Source organism: Tahibacter caeni (assembly GCF_024609805.1).
In the GTDB taxonomy this organism is placed as follows: domain Bacteria; phylum Pseudomonadota; class Gammaproteobacteria; order Xanthomonadales; family Rhodanobacteraceae; genus Tahibacter; species Tahibacter caeni.
In genome coordinates this window covers 1-7252 of sequence record NZ_JANFVR010000250.1, presented here as the reverse complement: position 1 = coordinate 7252, position 7252 = coordinate 1, and the positions used below count along the sequence as shown (strand labels likewise).

General features: G+C 67.0%; 7 protein-coding genes. 4 read left to right on the top strand and 3 right to left on the bottom strand.

Annotation, left to right across the window (positions count from 1 at the left end):
- From NON22_RS17670 to NON22_RS17660, 3 genes are all read left to right on the top strand, one after another.
- Positions 1-1133: McrB family protein (locus NON22_RS17670; protein ID WP_257388265.1), on the top strand; the 1133-nt coding region annotated here is incomplete at its 5' end.
- Positions 1130-2473, top strand: a complete 1344-nt coding sequence (locus NON22_RS17665) for an McrC family protein (protein WP_257388264.1) — start codon at positions 1130-1132, stop codon at positions 2471-2473. The genes NON22_RS17670 and NON22_RS17665, both read left to right, overlap by 4 nt.
- Before the next feature lie 502 nt (positions 2474-2975).
- Entirely contained in the window at positions 2976-3254 is a 279-nt protein-coding gene (locus tag NON22_RS17660; protein WP_257388263.1) for a hypothetical protein, read from the top strand.
- A gap of 168 nt (positions 3255-3422) precedes the next feature.
- Here NON22_RS17660 and NON22_RS17655 read toward each other — a convergent pair whose 3' ends face one another.
- A complete protein-coding gene (locus tag NON22_RS17655; protein ID WP_257388262.1) occupies positions 3423-4022 on the bottom strand; it encodes a HEAT repeat domain-containing protein in 600 nt (199 codons plus the stop codon).
- Between the two features lie 215 nt (positions 4023-4237).
- Here NON22_RS17655 and NON22_RS17650 point away from each other — a divergent pair, with 215 nt between their 5' ends.
- Positions 4238-4414 carry a hypothetical protein gene (locus tag NON22_RS17650; protein ID WP_257388261.1) on the top strand — a complete coding sequence of 59 codons (177 nt, stop codon included), beginning with the start codon at positions 4238-4240 and terminating at the stop codon, positions 4412-4414.
- A 128-nt stretch (positions 4415-4542) separates the two neighbouring features.
- Here NON22_RS17650 and NON22_RS17645 read toward each other — a convergent pair whose 3' ends face one another.
- Positions 4543-6066 carry a serine hydrolase domain-containing protein gene (locus NON22_RS17645; RefSeq protein WP_257388260.1) on the bottom strand — a complete coding sequence of 508 codons (1524 nt, stop codon included), beginning with the start codon at positions 6064-6066 and terminating at the stop codon, positions 4543-4545.
- 91 nt (positions 6067-6157) lie between these two features.
- The coding region (locus tag NON22_RS17640; protein WP_257388259.1) for a M56 family metallopeptidase at positions 6158-7252 on the bottom strand (1095 nt) is incomplete at its 5' end.

Genomic DNA, 7252 nt, shown 5'->3' with positions numbered 1-7252 from the left:
GGGGCCAATCGGCAACATCCCACCCGCCGAAGCCGAAGCGAACTACTATCAGCAGCAGCGTGAGCTCGCCATGGCGGCGTGACTCACACCAACGAGTCTCCGGGATTCCCGGGGCGGTTCATTCCCTCTGGCAATTCGCCGGCGATTGGAGGGAGGCATGCGCCGACCTGATCGAGACAGTCACTGCTTATCGGGCCGGCGCGCCGGCGGTGGGATCGGTGCAGCGCTACAGCTTCGTCACGTTCCACCAGTCCTACGGCTATGAGGAGTTTGTCGAGGGGCTCAGGCCCGTGCTCGGCGGCGAGACGGAAGAAGCGGAGGTTCGGTATGAGATCCGCGCGGGAGTCTTCAAGGACTTGTGCCGCAGAGCGAGTGCAGCACCGGACCAGCGCTTCGCGATGGTGATCGACGAGATCAACCGCGGCAATATCAGCAAGATTTTCGGTGAGCTCATTACGCTCATCGAACCGGACAAGCGCGCGGGCGCCGCCAACGCCGTATCGGTCACGCTGGCGTACTCGGGCGAGCAGTTCTCGGTACCGGCTAACGTGGACATCATCGGCACGATGAACACAGCAGACCGTTCCCTCGCGCTGCTCGACACCGCGCTGCGGCGCCGCTTCGAGTTTGTGCCGGTCATGCCAGACACCCGCGATGAGTCTGGTGCGCCCCTCGCCGGTTTGCGAGTGCGCTCGGGCGAACAGACCATTCACATTCCGCGCCTGCTCGGCGCCATCAACGAGCGTATCGAGGCGCTCTATGACCGGGACCATCGCATCGGCCACGCGTACTTCACACCGTTGACCCAGGTTCCCGATGGGAAGGAGCGTCTCACTGCGCTGGGGTCGATATTCCGCATGCGCATCCTGCCGCTACTCGAAGAGTACTTCTTCGAGGACTGGCAAAAGATCCGGCTCGTTCTGGCCGACAACCAGAAGGCGACGGCCGCGCAATTCGTGCGCGAGCAAGCCGGTCGTGACGACGATTTGACCCGCCTGTTCGGCAGCGACCACGGGCTGGACAGCTACGCGACGAAGCCGCGCCACATAGTACAGGAGTCAGCATTCTCCAACCCGGAGGCCTACATCGGTATCTACCAGACGCTGCCGACTTCCAACGCGGAGTCCCGGTGAACGGACTCACCATCTATGAGTTCGATGCGCTGCAGACCGGCAGCGCGAGCACCACTGGCGGAGAAGGGCTGCATCAGATACCCGGCCCGGTCTACGACTGGCTCGAGGAGCAATGCACCCGGACCGCGACGCAAGGAGACGCTGCATGGCTGCGCCCCACCCACCGCCGCGGACGACGCGTGGTACAGGTGAAGAGCTATGTGGGCGTGATCCGCGCACCGGGCGGATTTCAGATCGAAGTACTGCCCAAGATCGGCAAGATCCTCGACGGCGGCAGCAGCAAGGCGCGTCAGCTTCTGATAGAGATGCTTTGCTGCCTCCCCGGCTTTCGCCATATCGAAACCCGTAGCGCTCGGGTCTCTGCGGCACGAATGCCGCTACTGGAAGTGTTCGTGGCGGAATTTCTGCGCGCCGTCGAACGTATCGTCAAGCGAGGACTGCGCGGCGACTATTCGAACCGGCAGGACAACGTGGCGGCGCTGAGGGGCAAGCTGCTGGTCGCACCGCACCTTCGGCAGAATCTGTACCGGGCTGACCGTTTTTTCACGGAGCATCACGAGTTTTCCGTCGACAGGCCAGAAAACCGGCTGTTGCACGCGGCGTTGCGTCGTGTCCTGACATTGACTGCATCGCAGGCGAACCAGCAGCTGGCCCGCGAGCTGCAGTTCGTGTTTGCGGACGTTCCGGCATCAACGCAATTCCGGGTCGATTTTCAGCGGACGCGACTGGACCGGGGGATGGCGTACTACGCCGATGGTCTCGCGTGGGCCCGCCTGCTTCTCAATGAGGAGTCGCCTCTGACAGGCACGGGTGAACATCGGGCGCCATCGCTGCTGTTCCCGATGGAGGCGGTTTTCGAAGCCTTCGTCGCCCGGCATCTGGCCGCTCAAGTGAAACGACCGCTGACGTTGAAGGCCCAAGTCCGAAGCCATCACCTGGTACGCCATCGCGAGCAGAACTGGTTCCGACTGCAGCCTGATCTGTTGATCCGCGAGAACGGCCGCGACGCGCTCGTGCTCGACACGAAGTGGAAAATGCTGGACGGCTCGAAAGCCAATGGCTCGGACAAATACGATCTCTCACTGAGCGATTTCTACCAGCTGCAAGCCTACGGCCAAGCCTACCTCGATGATCGGGGAGACGTGGTGCTGATCTACCCGAAGACAGCGGCGTTCGATCAGCCGTTGCCGGTGTTCGAGTTTCCGAAGCGAGCGGGGCTGCGACTCTGGGTTCTGCCCTTCTGCCTGACGACGCGGCAGTTGATGGTTCCCAATGGCGCGCCGTATGCGAGCATGTTTGCCGGCAGTGATGTCGACTGCGCCGTCGAGCACCGCCATTAGCTGACGTCAGAGTAGGTCGCAGTATCCGCGTCGACCGGGGAACACTGGTAGCGAGCAACCACAACACGCGACGCGCATCGGCTCGCATGTCCGACCGCTTGCACGAACTCGCGCGGGACATTTCTGCGTTCTTGACGGCCACGATCAACAAGTCAACAATCGTCCCGTTGCCGCCAATTCGGCAACCGGGTTTAGCGGCCCGAAACTCTACAGCGCACACAGCGCTGCACCTAGGTTCGGCGTTTTTTTGCGCTCGACGTTTGTGCAGTGTCGTCTGCCGATTTCTGGCGGCGGTGTGTGGGGAGCCGCGAGGCTCGCCGGAGCTGTAGCCGGTCCGCTAACCCGCACACCGTTCGCCACCCTGTCGTGTGGTTCCGGGTGGCGACTCCACGCAAAGGGAGTTGTCCATGGATAGTCGGTATGCGTTCTGCGGCGCCGGGCTGAGTCCCGGTCATCTCGTCCGCACCCGCGGCGTCGTAGCCCCGTCAAGGAGGCCCACGCCATGACTCGTCAAGGTTCGTTCTATCCGCTGCGCCGCGATGTGCCGTCGGCGGAGCCGGTGATGTTCGCGTACGTGCTCGACACGCCGGCGCAGCGCGAGGCGTTGCAGGAAGAAATACTCGAGCGCATCGCGGCGATCCAGGCGCTCAGCGAGACGGTGGCGGCGGCGCAGCTGGAGGCGCACGACGCCCGCTCGCACAGCGGCGTTCTCGATGCGCTCGCGATTCTGTCGCGCGACGTGCGCGGACTGATGGAGGCGAGTTTCCATCCGGGGCCGTGAGTCCTTCGCCATCGGGGCGGCGTTGCGCCGCCCCGATTTCGCGTGGCGTTTCGCTACCGAGCGCCGCAGGCTGCACGGCGGATCGGACATCCGCCTCGATGCTCGACTGCCGGTACGACGCCGTGCTGTCCGAATGGACTCGTCACGCGCACGAACCGCGAAGCGCCGCTACGTCAATTCTGCGACACGCGGGTCGCCACGGTTCGTGAGTCCGGCCAGCGCTTCGCGGCGTACTTCCTCACAGGGGTCTCGCGTATTTCGCCACAGGCAGTGCCGAATCGAGGGCGTGTCCAACGCCAACTCGGCCAAGCCAAACGTCGCCCAGTTGCGCACCTCGTCGTCGCTGTCGCCGGCCAGTCGTACCAGCGCGCCGGCCGCGCGCTCGTCTTCCCGGAAGCACAGGCCAAACGCGACACCCAGGCGGACGTTATCGCTGGCGTGAGCGGACAAGGCGATCAGCGTTTCGACGACATCGAGGTCGCGGCGATGTCCGCAGCCGAACGCGGCTGCGGCGATGACCTCCGGACTCGAATCCTTCAGTCCTTCCACGAGCATTGCATGCGCCTGGATGACGGCGTATTCCGCGGACCGCCCTCCGGCCGACGTCGCGCGCAGCTGACACATCACGTTGACCGCAAGCGCGCGTTTGCGCCCGTTGCGCGACTGAAACAGCCGCTGGCAGCGCGCTACCGTATCCGGCGTCCCGCGGCTGCGAAGTTCATGGATCGCATTCCAGCTCGACTCGCTGTCCCACTGTTGCAGCGCCATGCCGACCAGGCTGCGCGTCGTCAGTGAGCGCTGATGCAGGAGCGAGCTTCGATCGCTGGAGCCGGAACGTCGCCGCTTCGCTGTCGGTTTCGGCATGGCACGGCATGGCGCATTAGTGTCGTGGCCGCAAGACTAGCTGATTCGGTCGCCGCACTGGCAGGGCGCGCTTCTGGCAGTGCTGGGCCGGCACGCCGTTGAACGGGCGGCAGGTCAAGTTGCTCGATCGCCTGCTCGACGGCTTCGAGGGCAAGCTCACGAGCAGCAAGTGGGCCGCCGTCGCGAAGTGCTCGCCCGATACGGCGCTGCGCGACATCACGCAACTGGTGGAGCTCGGCGTGCTCAGAAAAGCAACCGGCAGAGGACGCAGTACCGCGTACGAACTGGCGGAATGAACGGCAGCATGAGCGTGTCCGCATCGCCGCGGCGAACACCGGCGACGTGTCGACGCGCCAGTTGCGCGCACGCATCGGCAGCCTGCGCGCAATCCGGCGACGCCCGGCAGAATGCCGGCCAGCGAACCTCAACGGCTCCCGGCAGCCGCCTCCCGCCGGTAATACGACCGCCCCACCCCGTCGTCGGCGCTGACGGCGCGCACCCGGCCGTGGGCGTCGCGGTGGAACTGCAGCTCCACGCCGTAGCGCTGGGCCAGGAATCGCAGCGGGGTCAGCGGCAGCAGCGGTGTCGGTTCGTCGGCCGGGCCTATGGTGATCGCGCCGTCGGCGATGTGGATTTCCAGTGCGTCGAACTCGAACCAGTCGGAGAGTTCGCCGCGCACGTCCTGCGGAATCGCCTCGTCGAGGCGATACGTGCCGGCGTAGTCAGCGTAGAGGGGCTGGGTCAGGTCCAGGTCGATCGTGCGGATCGGCGGCTTGCCGACGCCGAGCGCGTCCGACAGCGCGTTGCGGATTTCGCCGCGCAGGCCCCGGCTGTTCTTGCCGTTGGTCAGGATGACGAAGCCGTCGCCGGTTTCGAGATAGCTTTCGAAGGCCGCGTGGTAGCTGTCGTTGTCGCCGTTGTGGAAAAACTTGCGCGTAATACCGGCGCCGGCGAGTTCCGGACCGAGGCCGCGCGAGCCCGGCGACACCTCGGTCATCATCTGCACGGCGATCGGCCGCGGAAGAACGCCCTGCGTGCCGCGATAGCTCTTGATCAGCGCGCCGACGAAGGCGCCGAATTCGTTCGCGCTGGTCCACAGGCCCGACGCGGCCTGCTCCGGAAACGCCTGCCAGCCGCGCGGCAGCGCGGTCGGCTTGCCTTCCTTGTCGTGGGCCTTGGCGATGTTGCCGCGCCGCGCCGGCAGCGGATTCTCGAACGTGCTGCGCGGCATGCCGATGCGCTCGAACACCAGCGTGCGCGCGGCCTCGGCGAAGGAGACGCCGGCGACGTCCTCGATGACTTTCTGCTCGACCATGACGCCGCCGCCGGAATAATCGGCCTGCGTGCCGGGCGCGCGCAGCAGGCGCACCGGGTCGTTTTTCGCCGGCGCCTTTCCGTCGAGCGTTTCGACGAGCGTCGGCAGCTTCTCGCCGGGCAGGTAGTCCTCGAAGCCGTGGACGCCGAGTCCCGACGTGTGCGACAGCAGCATACGCAGGGTCACGACCGGATTCGCGATCTCCGGCGTCGCCGGAATGCGCCATCCCTCGAGGTAGTCGTTGACGTTGCGGTCCAGGTCGAGCTTGCCCTGCCCTACGAGCTGCAAGGTCGTCGTGGCCGCGACCACCTTGCTGATCGAGCCGACCGAGAACAGGGTGTCCGCATTCACCGCGTCCTGCGTGCCGGCTTCGCGCACGCCGAAACCTTCGGCATAGACCACTTCGCCGTTCTTCAGCACCGCGACGGCGACGCCGGGCACGTGGTGATGCGCCATGCGTTCCTGCAGCGACCACTGCGGCAAGGGTTCTCCGGCCTTCAGCACGCCGGGGCGCAGGCCGTGCGCGAGCGCCGCGGCGAACGGCGATTCCTGCGTGCGGTCCGGGGTCTGCGCGCCGGCCGCGCCGGCCAGCAACGCCGCCGCGCACAGGCCGGCGAATGTCGATTTCTTCATCGTTCGTTCCTCGGTCGATAGGCAAACGACGGATGCGCGGAAGCGGCATCCGGTTTGCCCGGGTTGTCGGTGACGGAAGCGGCCGGCGACGTCAGCGGCGTGCCGCGTCCGCACCCTGCTCCAGCAGATACGCGCGCACGGCCGCGTCGCGGGTCTGGTTCAGCGGCGTTCGCCAGCGGCCGAGCCAGCCGTCGGCTTCGACGCCGAAGCGGACGTCGGCGCCGTGCGCGACGAGGTAGCGCACCGTCGCCAGATGTCCGGCGCGCGCGGCGTTGATCAGCGGCGTCTCGTCGTAGGTCACGACGCGATTGACGTCGGCGCCGGCCTCGACGAGGCCCTCGACGATGGACTGCCGCCCGAGCCGCGCCGCCGCGATCAGCGGATTGCCCTGGCCGAGCGACGCGCGGTCCGGATCGGCGCCGAGTTCCAGCAGCGTATCGACCATGGCCGGGTCGCCGGCGCGCACGGCCTGGATCAGCGCGGTGCCGCCGTCGAGCACGCGCGCGTCGATGTCGGCGCCGTCGCGCACGAGCCGGCGCACGGTTACGTCATCGCCGCTGCGCGCGGCGGCGAGCAGCGCCGTCACGCGCGCGTCGGGTTCGGCGGCGGCGGTGGGAAGCGCGAGCCGCGGCAGAGCCGCCACGACGGCACCGCTGCAGGCGGCCAGCAGGATCAGACACAGCGCGGTCGCCGCCGTTCGCCGCGGCGCGGCGCCGGCGGCGTCATCGTCGACGAGGCCGTCGATGCGCTGTGCGAGGTGGCTGCGCCGTCCGAACATCGCCACGGCAAGCCAGTCGCGCTGCTCGTCGAGTTCGAGCAGCGTCTCGACGCTCGCGAGCAGCGAATCCGCATAGTCGGCGTTCGAGTCGCAGCCGTGCGCGGCCCGCGCATCGCAGGCCATCTCGCGCGCAAGTTCCAGGCGCGCGCCGATCCCGTGCAGGAACGGATTCCACCAGAACACCGCGGTGGCCACACGTAATGCCGCGACGAGCCAGAGGTCGCCGCGGCGGATGTGCGCGATCTCATGGCGCAGGACGTCGTGCAGCACGGCCGGCGCCAGTGCCGTCGTCAGCGCGCGCGGCAGCAGGATGCAGGGGCGCAGCAGCCCGATCACCAGCGGACCGTCGGCGAGCGTCGTCGCGATCCGCGCGTGGCGCGGCAGCGAGGCGCCGAGCGCGGCTTCGAG